This window comes from Allobosea sp. UNC402CLCol, assembly GCF_000745475.1.
Lineage (GTDB): Bacteria > Pseudomonadota > Alphaproteobacteria > Rhizobiales > Beijerinckiaceae > Allobosea > Allobosea spartocytisi.
This window is the reverse complement of record NZ_JQJJ01000010.1, coordinates 770,598-786,385: the sequence shown is the minus strand read 5'-3', so window position 1 is coordinate 786,385 and position 15,788 is coordinate 770,598. Positions and strand designations below refer to the sequence as shown.

16 protein-coding genes and 1 tRNA gene are annotated in these 15,788 nt (G+C 67.0%); 3 read left to right on the top strand and 14 right to left on the bottom strand.

What is annotated here, in order from left to right; genetic code table 11:
• Window positions 1-12: 12 nt before the first annotated feature.
• The 6 genes from GY40_RS15575 to GY40_RS15550 form a co-directional block, all read right to left on the bottom strand.
• Complete coding sequence (locus GY40_RS15575) at window positions 13-882, bottom strand: alpha/beta fold hydrolase (protein ID WP_038363671.1); 870 nt, start codon at window positions 880-882, stop codon at window positions 13-15.
• Window positions 879-1,910 carry an ABC transporter ATP-binding protein gene (locus tag GY40_RS15570; protein ID WP_038363668.1) on the bottom strand — a complete coding sequence of 344 codons (1,032 nt, stop codon included), beginning with the start codon at window positions 1,908-1,910 and terminating at the stop codon, window positions 879-881. The genes GY40_RS15575 and GY40_RS15570 overlap by 4 nt, the downstream gene beginning before the upstream one ends.
• Window positions 1,907-2,887: an ABC transporter ATP-binding protein gene (locus tag GY40_RS15565; RefSeq protein ID WP_038363666.1), complete on the bottom strand. Its 981-nt coding sequence runs from the start codon at window positions 2,885-2,887 to the stop codon at window positions 1,907-1,909. Before GY40_RS15565 ends, GY40_RS15570 begins: the two co-directional genes overlap by 4 nt.
• Window positions 2,884-3,792, bottom strand: a complete 909-nt coding sequence (locus GY40_RS15560; RefSeq protein ID WP_038363664.1) for an ABC transporter permease — start codon at window positions 3,790-3,792, stop codon at window positions 2,884-2,886. The genes GY40_RS15565 and GY40_RS15560 overlap by 4 nt, the downstream gene beginning before the upstream one ends.
• The gene (locus GY40_RS15555; RefSeq protein ID WP_038363661.1) at window positions 3,789-4,766 is read right to left on the bottom strand and encodes an ABC transporter permease; all 978 of its coding nucleotides are present in this window, start codon (window positions 4,764-4,766) and stop codon (window positions 3,789-3,791) included. Before GY40_RS15555 ends, GY40_RS15560 begins: the two co-directional genes overlap by 4 nt.
• A gap of 84 nt (window positions 4,767-4,850) precedes the next feature.
• The gene (locus GY40_RS15550) at window positions 4,851-6,464 is read right to left on the bottom strand and encodes an ABC transporter substrate-binding protein (protein WP_081925427.1); all 1,614 of its coding nucleotides are present in this window, start codon (window positions 6,462-6,464) and stop codon (window positions 4,851-4,853) included.
• Between the two features lie 92 nt (window positions 6,465-6,556).
• Here GY40_RS15550 and GY40_RS15545 point away from each other — a divergent pair, with 92 nt between their 5' ends.
• On the top strand, window positions 6,557-7,429 hold the full coding sequence (locus GY40_RS15545) for a MurR/RpiR family transcriptional regulator (protein WP_038363658.1): 873 nt from the start codon (window positions 6,557-6,559) through the stop codon (window positions 7,427-7,429).
• A gap of 142 nt (window positions 7,430-7,571) precedes the next feature.
• On the opposite strand, the gene GY40_RS15540 is transcribed toward GY40_RS15545, so the two are convergent.
• Both GY40_RS15540 and GY40_RS15535 read right to left on the bottom strand, forming a co-directional pair.
• Complete coding sequence (locus tag GY40_RS15540) at window positions 7,572-8,072, bottom strand: disulfide bond formation protein B (protein ID WP_038364382.1); 501 nt, start codon at window positions 8,070-8,072, stop codon at window positions 7,572-7,574.
• 52 nt (window positions 8,073-8,124) lie between these two features.
• Window positions 8,125-8,736 (bottom strand): YqaA family protein, encoded by a 612-nt coding sequence (locus tag GY40_RS15535; RefSeq protein ID WP_038363657.1) that lies wholly within the window; start codon window positions 8,734-8,736, stop codon window positions 8,125-8,127.
• A gap of 277 nt (window positions 8,737-9,013) precedes the next feature.
• Between GY40_RS15535 and GY40_RS15530 the strand changes: the two genes are divergently transcribed.
• Window positions 9,014-9,098: transfer RNA gene (locus tag GY40_RS15530), tRNA-Leu, on the top strand.
• Between the two features lie 119 nt (window positions 9,099-9,217).
• Here GY40_RS15530 and GY40_RS15525 read toward each other — a convergent pair.
• The 5 genes from GY40_RS15525 to hisD all read right to left on the bottom strand — a co-directional run bounded on the left by GY40_RS15525 (window position 9,218) and on the right by hisD (window position 14,952).
• Complete coding sequence (locus tag GY40_RS15525) at window positions 9,218-10,051, bottom strand: ABC transporter permease (protein ID WP_051988104.1); 834 nt, start codon at window positions 10,049-10,051, stop codon at window positions 9,218-9,220.
• Window positions 10,048-11,217 carry an ABC transporter permease gene (locus tag GY40_RS15520; protein WP_038363655.1) on the bottom strand — a complete coding sequence of 390 codons (1,170 nt, stop codon included), beginning with the start codon at window positions 11,215-11,217 and terminating at the stop codon, window positions 10,048-10,050. Before GY40_RS15520 ends, GY40_RS15525 begins: the two co-directional genes overlap by 4 nt.
• Window positions 11,214-12,287 (bottom strand): ABC transporter ATP-binding protein, encoded by a 1,074-nt coding sequence (locus GY40_RS15515; RefSeq protein WP_051988098.1) that lies wholly within the window; start codon window positions 12,285-12,287, stop codon window positions 11,214-11,216. The genes GY40_RS15520 and GY40_RS15515 overlap by 4 nt, the downstream gene beginning before the upstream one ends.
• A 195-nt stretch (window positions 12,288-12,482) precedes the next feature.
• On the bottom strand, window positions 12,483-13,484 hold the full coding sequence (locus GY40_RS15510; RefSeq protein WP_051988178.1) for an ABC transporter substrate-binding protein: 1,002 nt from the start codon (window positions 13,482-13,484) through the stop codon (window positions 12,483-12,485).
• A gap of 160 nt (window positions 13,485-13,644) precedes the next feature.
• Window positions 13,645-14,952, bottom strand: coding sequence for a histidinol dehydrogenase (gene hisD / locus GY40_RS15505; protein WP_038363652.1), 1,308 nt, complete (start codon window positions 14,950-14,952; stop codon window positions 13,645-13,647).
• A 136-nt stretch (window positions 14,953-15,088) separates the two neighbouring features.
• Here hisD and GY40_RS15500 point away from each other — a divergent pair, with 136 nt between their 5' ends.
• Window positions 15,089-15,634 carry a cupin domain-containing protein gene (locus GY40_RS15500; RefSeq protein WP_038363650.1) on the top strand — a complete coding sequence of 182 codons (546 nt, stop codon included), beginning with the start codon at window positions 15,089-15,091 and terminating at the stop codon, window positions 15,632-15,634.
• Here the strand turns inward: GY40_RS15500 and GY40_RS28500 are convergent.
• Complete coding sequence (locus tag GY40_RS28500; RefSeq protein WP_260368441.1) at window positions 15,615-15,746, bottom strand: hypothetical protein; 132 nt, start codon at window positions 15,744-15,746, stop codon at window positions 15,615-15,617. The genes GY40_RS15500 and GY40_RS28500 overlap by 20 nt on opposite strands.
• Window positions 15,747-15,788: the final 42 nt, after the last annotated feature.

Genomic DNA, 15,788 nt, shown 5'->3' with positions numbered 1-15,788 from the left:
CGACCCGGAGGTTCAGGCCACCGCGCCCTGGGGCTTCAGTTCTTCGACTTCCGGTATCCGGCCCTCGAACCAGTAGGCCGCGGCCGCGCGCGACATCGCAGCCCCGTCATGGCCGACACCTGCGACCGTGATGAGACTCCAGTTGCAGGCGGTGCCGAGCCGCGCGGCTTCGGCCCGTGCGAAGTCCAGCATGAAATGGGCGCGGCCGTAGCGATGCGGTCCCTGCGCCAGCGCCTCGGGCTGCGCCGGCAGGTTGGGGTCGTCGGTGACGATGTCCTGGTCGCCGGCGAAGAGGATCATCGGATAGGCGAGCCAGCGCGTCAGGGCCGCCTCGTCCAGCCCAAGCCCGCCGAGGCCTTCGGGGAAATGCCGCTCCGGCGTCGGCAAGGTGTACCAGCCGGGATTGGAGGCCATCGCCGCTTCGAACAGCGCCCCACCTTCCGTTGCCAGCATGCGATGCACGAATTGGCCGCCGGCGGAATGCCCGAAGATACGGATCACCGGCTTGTCGAGCACGCCCGCGGCACGCAGCGCGTCAAGCACGCGGCCGGGCACCGCGTAGAGCCACTCGGTGCGCGGCGCGATCGCGCCCTCCGCCGAAACCACCAGCCCGTTATTGTAACCCTCGGCCTTCGGGAAAGGCTCGTTCGGGAAGGTCGGCGCGACGATCAACAGGTTGTGCTTCTCGGCCGCATCGATCCAGAAATCGCGGTAATCGTCGCCATTGCGCAGCATGCCGTGCTGCACGACGATGACCGGATCGTTCGGCCGGTGACCCGCCGGCCGATAGAAGTTCACCACGAGTGGCCGGCCGGGATGGAAGCCATCGACGAAGGGCAGCTCGCCGCGGCCGACCGCCGGGTTGAGGGTGGTGGTGATCATGCGGCCTCCGAAGCCTTGTGCAGATGGCAGGCGGCGCTGCGGCCGGGCGCGATCTCGATGAGCTTCGGCCGGACTTCGCGGCAGACGGGCATGGCCTGCTCGCAGCGCGGATGGAACGGGCAGCCCGGCGGCGGCGCCAGGGGCGAGGGCAACTCGCCCTTGAGCGGCTGGAAGGCACGCTTGCGCCGCGCCGCTGACGGGATCGCCGCGATCAGCGCTGCGCTATAGGGATGCGCCGGCTCGGCGAAGATCTCAGCCGCCGTGCCGATCTCGACGATGCGGCCGAGATACATGATCGCGACGCGGTCGCTGATATGGCGGACGAGACCGAGATCGTGGCTGACGAAGAGATAGGTCAGGCCATGGCGCTCGCGCACATCCATGAACAGGTTGATGACCTGCGCCTGGATCGAGACGTCGAGCGCCGAAACCGGCTCGTCGCAGACCAGGAAATCCGGCTTCACCGCGAGCGCCCGGGCGATGCCGATGCGCTGGCGCTGCCCCCCGGAGAACTGGTGCGGATAACGCTCGCGATAGGCGAGATCGAGCCCGACCTCGCTCAGCGCCTGGTCCACCGCCCCATCGATCTCCGCCTTCGGCAGGAGCTTGTGGACGCTCAAGGCCTCGCCGACGATGCGGCTGATTTTCATGCGCGGGTCGAGCGAAGCGTAAGGGTCCTGGAAGATCATCTGGACCTTCAGCAGGAAATCGAGCCGCTCCTTCCCCTTGAGCCCCACGACCGGCCGCTGCTCGTAGACGACCTCGCCGGCCGTCGGCTTCAGGATGCCGGTGACGACGCGCGCCAGCGTGGACTTGCCGCAGCCGGACTCACCGACCAGACCAAGCACCTCGCCGCGCTTGACGCTGAGATCGATGCCGTCGACGGCGCGCAGCACGGGCGGCGCCTTGCCGCGCCCGGTCGCCATCAGGATGCGTTCCGCCAAGGTCGGCTTGCGGCGGAAATGCTTGGTGATGCCCTTGAGCTCGATGATCGGAGCGTCGCTCTGGGCGCTGGTCAAGGCATTCATGCCGCTTCTCCCACCGGCACCGGATTGTGGCAGCGGAAGCGATGTGCGCCCTCGCCTGTCGTCTCAGGATCACTGATGGCACAGACCGGCTGGACGCGCGGGCAGCGCGGGCGGAACGGGCAGCCGCTGGGCCGGGCGTCGATGCGCGGCGCGACGCCGTCGATCTGGTTCAGGCGCTCGCCAGGCAGAACATTGGCGGCCGAGGAATGGAGCAGGCCGAGCGTATAGGGATGGCGCGGCTGATCGAGCACCTCGTCCACCGGCCCGATCTCGACGACGCGGCCGGCATACATCACCGCCACCCGGTCGGCGAGCTCGGCCACCACGGCGAGGTCATGCGTGATCCAGAGCACGGCCGTGCCGGTCTCGCGGGCAAGCTTCTGCACCTCGAACAGGATCTGGCTCTGGATGGTGACGTCGAGCGCCGTGGTCGGCTCGTCGGCGATGATCAGGTCGGGCGCATTGAGCAAAGCGGTCGCGATCGCGACGCGCTGGCGCATGCCGCCGGAGAACTCGTGCGGGAACTGCTTCAGCCGCGCCTCCGGCGAGGAGATGCCGACGCGGGCCAGCGCCTTGGCGGCTTCACTGAGCGCTTCCTCGCGGCTGCAATCGCGATGCTCCAGGATCGCTTCGCTCATCTGCTCGCCGATGCTGAGCACCGGGTTCAGCGTCATCAGCGGGTCCTGGAAGATCATGGCGATGCGGTCGCCGCGGAGACTCCGCAGACGCTCCTCGGTCGCGGCGCGCAGGTCCTCGCCACCGAAGCTCACCGTGCCGGCGACGATCTCGCCCGGCGGGTCGATCAGGCGCACCAGCGAGAAGCCGGTCACCGATTTGCCGGAGCCGGACTCGCCGACCAAGCCCAGCACCTCGCCACGCGAGACGCTGAGATCGACGCCGTCGACGGCGGGCCAAGCGCCGTCCAGCGCGTGGAAGACGGTCCGCAAGCCGCGGACATCGAGCAGGGGTTCACTCATGAGCGCACGTTGAAGCTGCGGCGCAGCCGGTCGCCGACGAGGTTGAGCGAGACGATCAGCAGCACCAGCGCGATGCCGGGGAAGACCGCGATCCAGTATTCGCCGGAGAGCAGGAACTCGAAGCCGTTGGCGATGAGCAGGCCGAGCGAGGGCTGCGTCACCGGCACGCCGACGCCGAGGAAGGAGAGCGTCGCCTCCAGCGTGATCGCGCCGGCGATGCTGATCGAGGCGACAACCAGCACCGAGCCCACCGAATTCGGCAGCAGATGCGCGATCATGATGTGCCGGGTCGGCAGGCCGAAATTGAGCGCGGCCTCGATATATTCCTTGCGCCGCTCGACCATGGCGGAGGCGCGCATCAGCCGGGCATATTGTGCCCATTGCACCAAGACGATTGCGAGGATGACCTTGTCGACCCCGCGCCCGATCGAGGCGAGCAGCACGAGCGCGATCAGGATCGAGGGAAAGCCGAGCATGAAGTCGACGACGCGCATGATCACGGCGTCGACAACGCCGCCGAACTGCGCCGCGACGAGCCCGGCAGAGATGCCGATGAAGAGCGCGCCCAGCGTCGCGATGAGTCCGACCATCAGGCTGGTGCGCAGGCCGTAGAGGATCGCGCTCAGCATGTCCCGCCCCTGCGAATCCGTGCCGAGCCAATAGGTCAGGCCGTTCATGCCGACATCCCCCGGCGGCAGGCGGTTGTCCATCACGCTGAGCGAGGCGAGGTCATGCGGGTTCTGCGGCGCGATGACCGGGGCGAGCAGGGCCAGCGCAACCATGATGCCGAGCAGGATCGCGGCGCCGCGCGTCGTCGGCCGGCTGCGGATGCGGCGCAGCACCTTCTCGCGGAGCGGCGTATCGGCATAGGACGGGACGGCGGGAGCTTTCGCTGGAGCGCTCATGCCATCTCTCCGGTCAGCTTCACGCGCGGATCGAGCGCGGCATAGAGGATGTCGACGAGGAAGTTGACGGTGACGAAGAGCAAGGTCGCCAGCAGCACATAGGCGACGACGACGGGTCGATCGAGCTGGTAGACCGAGTCGATCAGGAGCTTGCCCATGCCGGGCCAGGCGAAGACCGTCTCGGTGATGGTCGAGAAGGCGACGAGACTGCCGAACTCGATGCCGACGACGGTGACGACCGGGATCAGGATGTTGCGCAGCACGTGCCGCCCCACGACGCGGCGCGGCCTGACACCCTTGGCGCGGGCATATTTGACGTAGTCCTGCGTCATCGCCTCGCTCGTGCCGGCCGCGACGAGGCGGGTCATCAGCGCGATCTGGGGGATGGCGAGGTTGATCGCGGGCAAGGCGAGATGGACGAGCCCGTCCCAGGTCAGGAGGCTGGTCCGAATTCCCAGGACCGAGACCGTCTCGCCGCGCCCGGCCGTCGGGAGCCAGTGGAGGACCACCGCGAAGAGCAGGATCAGCATCATGCCCTTCCAGAAGCTCGGCAGCGAGAAGCCGAGGACGGTGGCGCCCATGATGATCCGCGAGGGCCGGCTGTCCTGGTCGAGCCCGGCATAGAGCCCGAGCGGCACGCCGGTGACGATGGCCAGCGTCATCGAGAGCAGGACGAGCTCGAAGGTCGCCGGCAGGCGTCCGAGGATGAGCTCGATCGCCGGCACGCCATGCACGAAGGAACGGCCGAGATCGCCCTTGAGCGCATTGCCCATGAAGACGAAATATTGCTGCCAGACCGGCAGGTCGAGGCCGAGGCGCCGGACCAGCGCCTCGCGCTCGGCCGCACTCGCCGAGGGCGAGACGAGCAGTTCGACGGGGTCGCCGATGCCGTAGACGGCGAAGAACACCACGACCGAGACCGCGAGCAGCACGAGCACGCTCTGGATCAGTCGCTGCAGGACATAGGCGGTCATGATGCTCGACCGGCTCCGCTCAATGGTTCACGGGCCGCCCTCCACGGGCGGCCCGGTTTGTCGATGGGCCCCTCGGCCGGGTGCTTACTTCGCCTTCGGCTTCACCGACATCGCCAGCATGTACTGGTCGGCGCGGCCCGTGACGTCGAGATCGGACTTGAAGGCCCAGATGCCGCTCTCGAAATGGATCGGGATGAAGGCGTAGTCGGCGAGGACGAGCTTGCCGGCTTCCTGCAGGAGCTGGTCGCGCTTGGCGTCGTCGAGCGTGGTGACGGCCTCGCGGATGACCTTGTCGAACTGGTCGTTCTTGTAGCCGCCATAGTTCGAGCCGCCGAGTGTCTTGGCCTCGTTCGGGGTCGGCGGCCACTGCCGCAGGAAGGAGGCCGCCTCGCCGGTGCCGGAGCCCCAGCCGCCGATCGCGACCGAGAATTCCTTCTTGGCGCGGCGCGGGAAGTAGATCGCCCGCGTCATCGCATCGACCTCGGCCTTGATGCCGACCTGCGTCAGATACTGCGCGACGGCCTGGGTGATCTGGCTGTCGTTGATGTAGCGGTCGTTGGTGGTCGAGAGCGTGAGCTGGAAGCCCTTGGCATAGCCGGCCTCGGCGAGAAGCTTCTTCGCCTGCGCCGGGTCATAGGCGAGCTTCTCCGGCTTGGCCTGCGTGCCGAACATGCCGGTCGGCAGGTACTGGTAGGCCGGCTCGGCCGCGCCGTCCATGATGCGCTTGACGATGGCGTCGCGGTCGATGGCCAGCGACATCGCCTTGCGGACACGCAGGTCCTTCAGCGGGTTCTTGCCGTCCTCCGACTTGACGAAGGGGCTCTGGTCGCGGGCGACGTCGAGCTGGAAATAGACCACGCGGGTCGAGGGGGTGATGACATGGCCGAAGCGCTTGTCGTCCTTGATCCGGCCGAGGTCGCGCGCCGCCGGGTTCTCGATCACGTCGTAATCGCCGGCGAGCAGGCCGGCGAGACGCGGGCCGGCATTGGTCACCGGCAGCAGGCGAACCGTCGCCCAGGGCTCGGCCTTGCCCCAATAGCTCGGGTTGCGCTCGAGCTCGATCGCCGATCCCCGCACATAGGACTTGAGCTTGTAGGGGCCGGTCCCGATGGCGAGCGTGCCGTCGTTGAAGCCGCTGACCGTCGGCCAGGGGCCGGTGACGCCGCAATTCTTGGCGACGTCGTAAGCGATCGGGCCATGCTCGACGATCGAGGCCGAGAGGATGGGAAGCGCCGAAAGCAGGTTCGGCAGCAGCGGCTCCGGATTGGTGGTGGTGATCACCAGCGTCTGCGGATCGGGCGCCTCGACGGCGGCGAAATTGCCGGTGACGTCTGCGAAGGAATCCGAGACCTTGGTCTCGTTCTTCAGCGTGCGGCAGAAGGTGAAGACCACGTCCTCGGACGTGAAGGGCTTGCCGTTCGAGAATTTCACGCCGTCGCGCAGCTTGAAGGTCCAGCGGTTCTTGCCGTCGTTCTCCCACGAAGCCGCGAGGCTGGGATGCAGCTTCTGCTGCGCGTCCTGGCTGACGAGCGAATCGAAGATATGCTGCGCCAGCGCATTGTTCGGCGTGAGGTCGTGATAATGCGGATCGACAGCCGTCGGCTCGGAGGCCAGCGCAATGCGCAGGGTTTGCGCGGAGACCGCCGTGGTGGACAGGCACGCAACCGCAAGGGCCGCGCGGAACAAGGATGTGCGCATGACGATAACCGCTCCCGCTTGTCGTTTTGACAGGTTTATTTTCGTCGAGTAGCAAACATGAAAATTTTTGAACGTCAACCGGTCGGAGGCACATGTCCCAGGGCTTGAAGCCGTCGACGGATCTCTCGAACCGGATCGCGCAGATCTACCCGTCGCTCAGCAGCGGCCATCGCCGTGCGGCCGATTTCGTGCTGCAGCATCCGCTCGACGTCGCCACCATGACCATCGAGGGGCTGGCGGAAGGCAGCGGCACCTCCAACGCCACGGTGACGCGCTTCGTCCGGGCGCTCGGCTATGGCGGCTATGGCGAGTTTCGCGGCGCGCTCTCGGCGGCGCTGAAATTCGCCCATGCCCCGGTCGACAGCTTTGCCGGCGCCCGCGCCGAGGCCGGCTCGAGCTTCGCCACCTTCGCGACCGCGCTTGCCGATCAGGCCGGAAACCTCCAGGCAGCGCGCGACGGGCTCTCGGAAGACGCCGTGACGCGGGCGGTGGAACTGCTGCTGAAGGCGCCGCGCGTCTTCATCGCGGCGTCCGGCGCAAGCCACCATGTCGCGTCCTTCCTCGAGGACGGGCTGGCGCTCTATCTCGACGCCAATGTCATCTTCGCCTCATCCCGCACCGGGCCTGAGCGCGCCATCCGGCACATGATGTCGGCGGGGCCCGACGATCTCGTCGTGGCGATCTCGGTGCCGCGCTACTCCCGCGCGACCCTGGATCTCGCGAGCTTCGCCAAGAAGCGCGGCGCCCGGGTGCTCGCGCTCACCGACAGCCCCACCTCGCCATTGACGCCGATCGCCGACGTCACGCTCTTTGCCCCCGCCCGCAGCCATCTCCTGCCCAATTCGCCGACCGCGGTCTTCGCCCTGGCGGATGCGCTGATCGCGGCCGTCGCGCGCGAACGGCCCGATGCGGTCGAGGCGCTCAAGGAACTGAGCGAGAGCCTACTCTGGACCTTCTTTCGCTAGAGCATTTCGAGCGAAGTGGATGCCGGTTCGCGTAAAGAAAATTCACAAAAACAAGGGGCTAGAGCATTTCCGCGCTTCAGAGAAACGCGGAAATGCTCTAGAGCCCGGCCCGGAAGGCGGAATGCGGGTTCCGGAAAAGAGGCTACCGCGCCGGACCCGCGACCTGGGCGCGTCGCGTCAGCCCGAAGACCGCAAGCAGGAAGAGCCCGGCCGAAACCACGGCGTTCCAGCCAGCAAGCGACAGGCCGAGAAAGCGCCACGCCGCCTCGCCGCAGGAGACCACGCGCACGCTCTGCAACTGCTTCATGAAGTCCTGGACGCCGGCCGCAGCGGAAGAGCCGCCACCGCAATCGCTCGGCCCCAGGAACCAGCCCCACTCCACGCCGGAATGATAGACGCCGAGCCCGGCGCTCCAGGCCATCAGCACCGCCAGTACCAGCAGCGCCAGCCATTGCAGCCGCGCTGAGCGGGCCAGCAGCAACGCGGCGAGCGCGAGGCCGATGGCGGCGTAATGCGGCACGCGCTGTTCAAGGCAGAGCTTGCACGGCACCAGCCCGAGCACGAGCTGGAAGTACCAGGCGCCCGCGATCAGCGCGGCGCTGATGAGGCCGATCGCGCCGATGAGCCGCAGCGGCGTCAACATCCGGCTCCGGGCGGGGACGGTCTCGAAGGTGGAACTGGTCATGGGCGTCGGCTCAGCAGGACAGAAGCTGTCCCGACCCTGCGACCAGCTTGAGGCCGAAATAAAGCAGAATCAGCACGGCGGCCGCGACGACGGCGATCACTTTCAGGCGACGTTCGATGAAGTGGCGGATCGTGTCGCCATAGCGCCTAAGCAGGAAGGCGAGCGCAAAGAAGCGCGCCCCGCGGGCAAGGATGCAGGAGACGACGAAGAAGGTCAGCCCGATATGGACCGCGCCGGCCAGGATCGTCACCACCTTGATCGGCGGCAGATGGGCCAGCCCCGAGGTCGTCAGCAGGATCAGCGTCGTGTCGGGGCCGGCGCAGGCGCGCAGAGTGTCGAAGGCATCGAGCTTGCCGTAGAAGGCGAGCACCGGCTTCGCCAGCGCCTCGAAGGCATAATAGCCGATGGCGTAGCCCATGATACCGCCGAGCACCGAGAACAGCGTCGCGATGAAGGCCAGCCGATAGGCGCGCATCGGCTGTGCCAGCGCCATCGGCACGAACAGCACATCGGCCGGGATCAGGAAGAAGGAGCTTTCGACGAAAGCGACGACCGCGAGCCACAGCTCGGCCCGGGGGCGGGCGGCGAGCGACATGGTCCATTCGTAGAGGCGCTTCAGCATGGCGGCTCTGGAGCAGGATGCGAAAAAGCGGGAACCGGTTTTTCGCGATAATCCTGCTCTAACTCCCTGGTGAGAGACGGATTCAGATTTCGGATGGGATCGCCTGGTGGTCCCCTCTGAAATCATCCGGCTCTAGAGCATGCGTCGACCGGTGACGCAACGGCTTCGACAGGCCGAAACATCGCCATCTTGCGCCGGGACCGAAAAACCTCTTCGCCGTGCCGCCGCAGCGATTGACCGGTATCGATCGATCGCTATAGTCCGCCGGCCCGTCGGGGCCCCTGTGGCGGAATTGGTAGACGCGCTCGACTCAAAATCGAGTTCCGCAAGGAGTGCTGGTTCGATCCCGGCCAGGGGCACCATCTCCTTCACGGAGCTTGTGGAGTTCGGCTCTCCATGATCCCGCACCTGGCTTCGCCGCTGAAAAGCGTGAACCCGGTTCGCAACCTGCATCCGCACGATCACGCCGCAGGCCACACTCCTAGCTGCCCTCGATGCCCCGCTTCCGGCGCAGTGCCTGGACAAGCGCAGCTCCCTTCACGGCGAGGAGGAGGAGGAAGGTGAGGATCATGATGATGAAGGCGGCTGCGGCGATGGCCGGGCTGATGTTCTCGCGCAGGGAGGAGAACATCTGTCGGGCGAGCGTCGTCTGGTTGGGGCCGGCGACGAACAGCGTGATCACCACCTCGTCGAGCGATGTGGCGAAGGCGAAGACCGCGCCGGTGAGGATGCCCGGCATGGCCAGTGGCAGGGTCACATTCCGGAAAACATCGACCGGGGAGGCGCCGAGGCTGGCCGCCGCGCGCTCCAGCGCCGGGTCCATGCTGGCGAGCGAGCCCGAGACATTGACGAGGACGAAGGGCACGCACAGCACGGCATGCGCGATGATCACCCCGAGATAGCTCGAGGCCAGCCCCATGCGGGCATAGAGGATCTGCATGCCGACGCCGAGCACGACCGCCGGCACCACCATCGGCAGCAGGAAGATCGAGCGCAGCAGCCCCGAAAAGGGCACGAGCTCACGCCTCAGGCCGAGCGCCGCCAACGTCCCGATCACCGTCGCGACGACGGTCGCGCCCGTACCGATGATCAGCGAATTGACGATCGCGCGGGTCCAGGCCTGGCTTTCCGCCAGCGCCCCGAACCAGCGCATCGAGGGGCCGCTGATCGGGTAGACGAGGAAGACGCTGTCGGTGAAGGCCAGCGGAAGGATCGCGACCAGCGGCAGCAGCAGGAAGGCGACAGCCAGAGCCCCGAAGGCGAGCCGCAGCGCGTTGAAGGCCGCGCCGCCCGGACGAACCGCCGCGACGCTCATGCCGGCACCAGCGGCGTGCGCGAGAGCCGGTTGTAGACGATGTAGAGCACGGTCGTCGGCACCAGCAGGAACAGGCCGAGCGCACCCGCCATCCCCCAATTCGCCGTTCCGGTGGCGTAGAAGGCGATGACCGAGCTGATCATCTGGTCGCCCGCTCCGCCGGTCAGGGCCGGGGTGATGTAGTAGCCAAGCGCCACCATGAAGACGAGCAGCGAGCCCGAGAGCAGGCCCGGCATGGCGAGCGGCAGCAGGACGTGGCGAAAGGCCTGCAGCGGCGCGGCGCCCAGCGCGGCGGCGGCCGGCATCAGGTTGCGCGGGATCGCGATCAGGCTGGCATAGATCGGCAGCACCATCAGCGGCAGCAGCACATGCGTCATCGCGATCAGCACGCCGGTGCGGTTGTAGATGAGCGCAAGCGGAGAATCGATCAACCCGATCGCCCGCAGCATCTGGTTGATGAGCCCGTTATCCTGCAGCAGGATCAGCCAGGCCGCCGTGCGCACCAGCAACGAGGTCCACAGCGGCAGCAGCACGGCGATGAGCAGCGCATTGCGCTTCCAGCCCGTCACGCTCGCCGCCAGCATCGCGAAGGGCAGCCCGATCGCGGCGCAAAGCAGCGTGACCTGTGTCGCGATGGTGAAGGTGCGCAGCATGATCGCGCGGTTGACGGCGAAATCGGGCTCGACCGGCTCGATCCGCGCCTCGTCATTGCGCTTGAGGTCGACCGCCGCCAGCAGGTTGGCGTCGGTATAGGCCGGCATGCTGCGCTTCAGCGCCAGCCAATAGCCCTGATCGCTCCAGCGCGGATCGACGGCCTGAAGATCGATCGCTTCGGTTTCGCCGCTCTCCCGCACCGCACGCGCCGTGCGCGGGAGAAGCGTGCGGAAGCCGGCCTGCTGACTGTTGAGCGTCCGCACGGCATCGCCGAAGCGCTCCTGCGGCGTATCGGCCCGCAAATCCCGGACGAGCGCCGCCTGCAGCGGGGCCGGCGGCGGGCCGCTGCCATCCCAGCTCGCGATCGCGATCGCCGTCTGTGGGAAGGCCAGGCGCACGGTGCCGCCCTGCACCGCAGTCGAAACCATCATCCAGAGCGGCCAGAGGAAGAACAGGCCGAGGAAGATCACCAGCGGCAGGATCAGCAGCAGGGCTTTGAGGCGCGCGCTCATGGCGCCACCAGCGAGCAATCGCCCTGGGCGAAGCTGGCGAATGCCTTGCTGCCGATCGGCGGCGCCGCATCGCGTCGCCCGGCCCTGGCGACGAGCCGGCTTTCGCCGCAGGCGAGATGCAGGCGGATGTGATCGCCATGATAGACATGGTCCTCGATCGTCACCGGCAAGGCGTTCGCAGCGGCGGCATCCTGCACGAGATGCAGCATTTCCGGACGAACCGAGATCATCACGTCGTGGCCGGTCTCGAAGGCCGCCGCGCTGTCGCAGGTCACGCGCGCGCCGGATGCGAGCACGATCGTCGCGGCCTCGCCCTGGCGCTGCGAGACGCGCCCGGCGAGCAGATTCGTCTCCCCGATGAACTCGGCGACGAAGCGTGTCCGCGGCCTGTCATAGAGGCCCGACGGCGTATCGAACTGCTCGATCTTGCCGCGATTGAGCACGGCGACACGGTCCGACATGGTCAGCGCCTCGCCCTGATCATGCGTGACGAAGATGACTGTCAGCCCGAGCTCACGATGCAAGGCGCGGATCTCGAGCTGCATATGCTCGCGCAATTGCTTGTCGAGCGCGCTCAGCGGCTCGTCCATCAGCACGACCTTGGGCTCGTAGACCAGGGCGCGGGACAGCGCGATGCGCTGCTGCTGGCCACCGGAAAGCTGCGAGGGCTTGCGGTCGGCGAGATGGCCGAGGCGCACCAGCTCGAGCGCGCGCTTCACCCGCGCCTCGCGCTCGGCCCTGGCGACGCCGCGCATCTTGAGCGGAAAGCCGACATTCTCGGCGATCGTCATATGCGGGAACAGGGCATAGTTCTGGAAGACCACACCCATCTCGCGCTTGTGGGGCGGCAGATGCTCGACGCGCCGCCCATCGACATGGATGCTCCCGCCGGTGGGGGTCTCGAAGCCGGCGAGCATCATCAGAAGCGTCGTCTTGCCCGAGCCCGAAGGGCCGAGAAGGCTGACGAACTCGCCCTGCGCGACATGGAAGTCGAGCGAGTCGACCACCGTGACCGTGCCGAATACCTTGCTGATGGCCTCGAAATGAATGAACGGATTCGAATCTCGCAAAGGATCAATCTTCTCGTGACGGATGAGGCGAAGCCGCCCTGGCCGCGGCGAGGCTCTCGTCGCAAGGACGATGCCACACCGGGCGATCGGCTGGAGCGGCCTCGGACGCACGTGGCGCGCCCGGGGCTCTCTGCATGAAGCACGGCGAAGCGGAGACGGCTGCTGGCCGCCCCGCTCGCCGATTCGCTTGCCGACCTACTTGCCGACCCAGGCGTTGAAGCGCTTGGTCAGGTCTTCGATGTTGTCGTTCCAGTAGTCGACGTCGATCGCGATCGCATTCTCGAGATTCTGCGGCGCGGTCGGCAGGTCCGCGGCCAGGTCGGCCGGGACGGCGGCCGCGGCGGCCTTGTTGGGCAGGCCGTAGGCGATGTCCTGCGGCAGCTTGGACTGGTTTTCCGGCAGGCTGGCGAAAGCGATGAAATCCATCGCCTGGTCCTTGTTCGGGCTGCCCTTCAGGATCACCCAGCTGTCGACGGCGTAGATGCTGCCCGGCCAGACGGTCTTGAACTTGGTGCCCTCGGTCTTGTTGATGCCGCTGATGCGGCCGTTATAGGCCGAGGTCATCACGACCTGCCCGGATTTCAGCAGTTGCAGCGGCTGCGCGCCCGACTCCCACCAGACGATATCGGACTTGATTTCGTCGAGCTTCTTGAAGGCGCGGTCGACGCCGCCCTTGTCGCGCAGCACCTTGTAGACGTCCTTCGGCGCGACGCCATCGGCGATCAGCGCGAATTCGAGCGCATATTTCGGCCCGCGACGCAGGGCCCGCTTGCCCGGGAACTTCTTGGTGTCCCAGAAATCCGCCCAGGAGGTCGGCGCGGTCTTCAGCTTCTCGGAATCGTAGGACAAGAGCGTCGACCAGACGATCGCCCCGACGCCACAATCGCTGACGGCGCTCGGCAGGAACTTGTCCTTGCCGCCGAGCTTGTTCCAGTCGAGCTTTTCGTAGAGGCCGTCGGCGCAGCCGATGGCGAGCTCGTCGGCCTCGACCTGCACGGCGTCCCAGTTCGGCGTCCCCGCCTTCACTTTCGCCTGGACGACGCCGACGCCGCCATCCCAGGATTCGTCGAGCACCGGCTTGCCGGTCTTCTCGGCGAAGGGCTTGAAGTAGATCTTGCGCTGCGCGTCCTGGTAGTTGCCGCCCCAGGAGACGACGGTGAGGTCGCGGGCAGCCGCCGTGCCGAGGCCGGCGAGCATCAGTCCAGCCGCGAGCGTCGAGCCTGCGAATAGGGCCTTCAACGATGTCATGGTCTTCTCCCGTTCTGATCCGGCTGCTCCGCCCCTCGCGGAATGCCGGCTACCTTGCCCGTATTGGACCTCGCTTCGCAGCATCACGCTACGGAAATCTTCTTGCTGATCAGGCGCCGATCTCGCTCAACAATTGCGCGGGCGCCAGACGCAGCGCCGCCGCGCGGCGGTGCCCTTCGAGCCCCTCGCTGGCGCTCTGGCGCATGGCCGGCGGGGCCACGGCCGCGACGCCACGCTCGTCCAGCCATTGATGCGTGCAGGTCTTGAGGTAGGAGCCGACCCAGAGGCCGCCGGTATAGCGCCCGGCCGCCATGGTCGGCAGCGTGTGGTTCGTGCCGCAGCATTTGTCCGAATAGACCACGCTCGCGGCGACGCCGATGAAGATGGAGCCGTAATTGCGCAGCTTCGCGGCCGTTGCATGCGCGTCGCGCGTATGCACCTCCAGATGCTCGGCGGCGATCTGGTCCGAATAGGCCAGCATCGTCGCCTCGTCGGCACAGACGGCGATCTCGCCATAGTCGCGCCAGGCCGCGGCGGCGACCGGCGCCGTCGAGAGGTTGCCGAGCTGGCGCTCGATCTCGACGAGCACCTTCTCCGCCAGGCCGCGATCCGTGGTGATCAGGCCGACGCGGGTGCGCACGTCATGCTCCGCCTGTGCCAGCAGATCGACCGCGATCGTCACCGCATCGCCGGTCTCGTCGGCGACGACGAAGATCTCGCTCGGCCCGGCGAGCTGATCGATGCCGACCAGGCCGAAGACCTGCCGCTTGGCCTCGTTCACATAGGCGTTTCCCGGGCCGACGATCTTGTCGACCGCGGGGATACTTTCCGTGCCGAAGGCCATGGCGGCGATCGCCTGCGCGCCGCCGACGCGGAAGATCCGGTCGGCGCCTGAAAGGTGACAGCCCGCGATCATCGCCGGATGCGCTCCCGGGGGCAGGCAGGCGACGACCTCGTCGCAGCCGGCGACCTTGGCCGGCACAATCGTCATGATCGGCGCCGAGAGCAGCGGATAGCGTCCGCCCGGCACATAGGCGCCGATGCGCGCGATCGGAATGATGCGATGGCCGAGATGCAGCCCCGGCAGCGCCTCGATCTCCAGGGGAAGCAGCGTCTTGCGCTGCGCCTCGGCGAAGGCCCGCACACGCTCGATGGCGAATTCGGTATCGGCACGGGTCTGCTTCTCGAGCCCGTCGAGCGCAGCGGCGCGCTCCGCCGGCGTGATCTCGAAAGCCTCGATATCGAGCTTGTCGAACTCGCGTGAATAATGCCGCAGAGCGGCGTCGCCATCGCGCCGCACATGATCCAGAACGGCCTTCACCGTGGTCTCGACGGGAGTGTTGTCGCTCCAGGCGCTGCGCTGGGGGGCCTTGATGCGCGTGATCCGGGCGTCCAGGGCGGGGGCGGAGTTGGGCATGCGGCGTGTTCCAGTGGGCGGGAATGGGCGGCAAGCTTCCCCGCCGCATGGCAGCGACGCAAGGAGGGCACCTGGGTGTGTTGAAGATAATCACCAATTGCGCTCAGATGCGGCGCCCGCGTGAAGGAGGCCTTCCATGAAGATCGGCGACCGGTTGAGGGAGCTGCGCCAACGCCGCAAGCTCAGCGTGCGCGCCGTCGCCCTGCGCTCGGGCGTGTCCCACTCTTCGATTTCGCTGATCGAGCGGGACCTGATCAGCCCGTCCCTCGACACGCTGCATGCGGTGCTCGACGCGCTCGGCACGACCCTATCGGGCTTTTTTCTGGACTTTAATGCAGTATCGCCGCCAAATCCGTTCTGCCGAGCTGCGGAGATGGCGGAAATCGGTCGTGCGGACGCCATTTCCTACCGCGTGATCGGGACCGGATTTCCCAACCGCTCGATGCTGATGCTGCATGAAACCTACGCTCCCGGGGCCGATACGGGCGAGGCCTTTTTTCATTCGGCCCAGGAGGGCGGCCTCGTCATCCGTGGTGCGGTCGAGGTGACCGTCTCGGGCCGGACGGCAATCCTCCACCCCGGCGATGGTTATTATTTCGACAGCCGCGAACCGCACCGCTTCCGCAATGCCGCCGACGAGCCGAGCGAGATCGTGAGCGCCATCACGCCCCCCACATATTAGCCGCAAGGAGATTGCCGCCAGAGAGGCTGGTCAGGATCTCCTTCCGGTTGACGGCGAAGGCGGTCGCCTCGCGCATCTTGATGTCGGTGAACGGCTTGCAAAGACGATTCAATTAGGGCTCGGCTATGTCCCGAACATGGGCTTCGGGGACGGA

Excerpts from the sequence above, each read along its gene's own strand:
- GY40_RS15575 (WP_038363671.1), bottom strand. The coding sequence starts at position 882 with ATGATCACCACCACCCTCAACCCGGCGGTCGGCCGCGGCGAGCTGCCC.
- GY40_RS15570 (WP_038363668.1), bottom strand. The coding sequence starts at position 1,910 with ATGAATGCCTTGACCAGCGCCCAGAGCGACGCTCCGATCATCGAGCTC.
- GY40_RS15565 (WP_038363666.1), bottom strand. The coding sequence starts at position 2,887 with ATGAGTGAACCCCTGCTCGATGTCCGCGGCTTGCGGACCGTCTTCCAC.
- GY40_RS15560 (WP_038363664.1), bottom strand. The coding sequence starts at position 3,792 with ATGAGCGCTCCAGCGAAAGCTCCCGCCGTCCCGTCCTATGCCGATACG.
- GY40_RS15555 (WP_038363661.1), bottom strand. The coding sequence starts at position 4,766 with ATGACCGCCTATGTCCTGCAGCGACTGATCCAGAGCGTGCTCGTGCTG.
- GY40_RS15550 (WP_081925427.1), bottom strand. The coding sequence starts at position 6,464 with ATGCGCACATCCTTGTTCCGCGCGGCCCTTGCGGTTGCGTGCCTGTCC.
- GY40_RS15545 (WP_038363658.1), top strand. The coding sequence starts at position 6,557 with ATGTCCCAGGGCTTGAAGCCGTCGACGGATCTCTCGAACCGGATCGCG.
- GY40_RS15540 (WP_038364382.1), bottom strand. The coding sequence starts at position 8,072 with ATGTTGACGCCGCTGCGGCTCATCGGCGCGATCGGCCTCATCAGCGCC.
- GY40_RS15535 (WP_038363657.1), bottom strand. The coding sequence starts at position 8,736 with ATGCTGAAGCGCCTCTACGAATGGACCATGTCGCTCGCCGCCCGCCCC.
- GY40_RS15525 (WP_051988104.1), bottom strand. The coding sequence starts at position 10,051 with ATGAGCGTCGCGGCGGTTCGTCCGGGCGGCGCGGCCTTCAACGCGCTG.
- GY40_RS15520 (WP_038363655.1), bottom strand. The coding sequence starts at position 11,217 with ATGAGCGCGCGCCTCAAAGCCCTGCTGCTGATCCTGCCGCTGGTGATC.
- GY40_RS15510 (WP_051988178.1), bottom strand. The coding sequence starts at position 13,484 with ATGCTCGCCGGCCTCGGCACGGCGGCTGCCCGCGACCTCACCGTCGTC.
- hisD (WP_038363652.1), bottom strand. The coding sequence starts at position 14,952 with ATGCCCAACTCCGCCCCCGCCCTGGACGCCCGGATCACGCGCATCAAG.
- GY40_RS15500 (WP_038363650.1), top strand. The coding sequence starts at position 15,089 with ATGAAGATCGGCGACCGGTTGAGGGAGCTGCGCCAACGCCGCAAGCTC.